The sequence below is a fragment of the Georgenia sp. 311 genome, from assembly GCF_006151955.1.
Lineage (GTDB): Bacteria > Actinomycetota > Actinomycetes > Actinomycetales > Actinomycetaceae > Oceanitalea > Oceanitalea wutianyii.
Genome location: NZ_VDFS01000063.1, coordinates 38,456 through 40,798 on the forward strand (window position 1 = coordinate 38,456; position 2,343 = coordinate 40,798).

The 2,343-nt window shown below is 72.2% G+C and carries 4 protein-coding genes; all 4 read right to left on the reverse strand.

Annotated elements, in window-relative coordinates; all coding sequences use genetic code 11:
* Positions 1-623: DivIVA domain-containing protein (locus FHE66_RS13835; protein ID WP_139073657.1), on the reverse strand; the 623-nt coding region annotated here is incomplete at its 3' end.
* Between the two features lie 106 nt (positions 624-729).
* Positions 730-1,023 carry a YggT family protein gene (locus FHE66_RS13840; protein WP_139073560.1) on the reverse strand — a complete coding sequence of 98 codons (294 nt, stop codon included), beginning with the start codon at positions 1,021-1,023 and terminating at the stop codon, positions 730-732.
* A 1-nt stretch (position 1,024) separates the two neighbouring features.
* Complete coding sequence (locus FHE66_RS13845; protein ID WP_139073561.1) at positions 1,025-1,504, reverse strand: cell division protein SepF; 480 nt, start codon at positions 1,502-1,504, stop codon at positions 1,025-1,027.
* Between the two features lie 110 nt (positions 1,505-1,614).
* The coding region (gene pgeF, locus FHE66_RS13850; RefSeq protein ID WP_139073658.1) for a peptidoglycan editing factor PgeF at positions 1,615-2,343 on the reverse strand (729 nt) is incomplete at its 5' end.

Sequence of the window (2,343 nt, forward strand, 5' to 3'; positions counted from 1 at the left end):
ATGTTGCCCCGGCCCTCGACGTCGGAGAGCAGCGACTCGAGGTAGCTCTTGAGGCGGGTCCGGTAGTCCCGCTCGAAGACGCGCAGCTCGTCGATCTTGCGCTCGAGGAGCGAGCGCTCCTGCTCGAGCTGGGCGAGCGTGCGGTTGTGGGTGTCCTCGGCCTCGCGGACGATCCGCTCGGCCTCGGTGCGGGCCTCGTGGAGGATCCGGTCACCCTCCTGCTTGCCGTTGTTGACGTACTCGTCGTGCACGCGCTGGGCGAGGGCGAGCATCCCGGTGGCGGAGGTCGGCTCGTCGCCGCTCTCGACGGGAGCAGCGGCCTCGGCGACCGGCGCCGCGGCCTGCGGCGCGAAGGCCGGCTCCGGCTCGGGCTCGGGCTCCGGCTCGGGGGCGGGAGCAGGGGCGGCGGGCTGCTGCGGCTGCTCGCCGCTGCTGAGCTCGGCGATCCGCCGCTCGGCGGCCGCGAGCTTCGCCTTGAGCTCCTCGTTCTCGTTGCTCAGGGAGCTCAGCGTGTTGACGACCTCGTCCAGGAAGTCGTCGACCTCGTCCTGGTCGTAGCCCTCCCGGAACTTCGTCGGCTGAAACTTCTTGTTCAGCACGTCGTCTGCTGTGAGCAGCGCCATAGTCGTCACCTCGGTAGTTCGGTCGTTCGGTCGTGAGCGCCCGCGCGGCTCACGGGACCACGTTAGCGGAACGTTACTAGAGCGAGCGCATACGCGCCGCGAGCCGTCACATCAGGGACAGCGCGGCTGCGACACGCATCGCGATGCTCACCCCGAGGAACAGGATGATGAACCCCAGGTCGAGCGCGATCCCCCCGAGCCGGAGCGGGGGGATGTAGCGACGCAGCCAGTTGAGCGGCGGGTCGGTGAGCGTGTAGACGGCTTCCGCGACGACGAGGAGCACGCCGCGCGGACGCCAGTCCCGGGCGAAGACCTGCACCCAGTCGAGGACGAGCCGCCCGATGAGGACGAGAAGGTAGAGCAGGAGCAGGAAGTAGACGATCGAGAAGAGCAGGTCCACGTCAGCTCTGGTTGAACAGGCGGCCGGGGCCGCCGTCGGGCTCACCGGCGCCGGCCACCTCGACACTCGCGGGGGACAGCAGGAAGACCCTGTTGGTCACCCGCTCGATCGAGCCGTGCAGCCCGAAGACGAGCCCGGCGGAGAAGTCCACCATGCGCTTGGCCTCGGTCTCGCTCATGCCGGTGAGGTTCATGATCACGGGGGTCCCGTCGCGGAACGCCTCGCCGATGACCCTGGCCTCGTTGTAGGTGCTCGGGTGGACCGTGCTGATGCGGCGCAGGTCGTGCTCGACCGGCTCGGGCGCGGGCACGACCCGCATCGGCGTCACCTGCACCGGCCGCTCGTGACGGTCGTGGCGCTCGGCGCGCGGCTCTGCCACGGCGGACTCCTCGTGACGGGGGGCGTCGAGCTCGTCGACATAGTCACCCTCGTCCTCGGACAGTCCGAGGTACGCCATCGTCTTGCGCAGTGCTCCGGCCATGACTGCTCCCGTCCTCTCTGCGATCACACCTCGTGCCGCTCCTGTGATGTGACGCTAGACCAGCGCCGTCCCCTCGGCACGGACGAGTCGCGGCGTGTCGCGCGCGGGTGTCAGGCGGGGTGGACGACGCCGGCGAGACGGCCGGTGCGCCCGTCGCGCCGGTAGGAGTAGAACCGCTCGTCCTCGGCGGTGCACAGGTCCAGCCGCTGCACGCGGCGCACGCCGGCGGCGCGCAGCTGCGCGGCCACACCGGCGGGCAGGTCGAGGGCGGGGGTGCCCCAGGAGGTCTCGGCGCACGCCTCCGGCACGGCGCTGGCGACGTCCTCGCGCATCTCGCCGGGCACCTCGTAGCAGCGTCCGCAGATGCTCGGGCCGAGGCTCGCGTAGAGGTCCTCCACCACCGCGCCGCGGGCGCCGAGCTCCGCGAGTGCCGCGGCGACGACGCCGCCGACCATGCCCTGACGGCCGACGTGGACGGCGGCGACCTGCGCGCCGTCGGGCGTGGCGAGGAGGAGGGGGACGCAGTCGGCGACCATGACGGCCACCGCCGGCGTCGTGGGGCCGTTGCGGAGGGCGACGAGCGCGTCGCACTCCCCCGCGGTCACGGCCTCCGCGGCAGGGGGCGCGGTGACCGTGACGACCCGGGCGCCGTGCACCTGGCTCATCCAGGTGACGCGCTGCCCGAGCGCGCGGTCGAGGAGCGCACGGTTGGCGGTGACGGACTCGTCGTCGTCACCGACGTGCGGGCCGAGGTTGAGCCCGCCGTCACCGTCCTGGGCGGCGTAGCGCCCTCCGGAGACGCCACCGGCGCGCGTGGTGAAGACACCACGCGCGCCGGG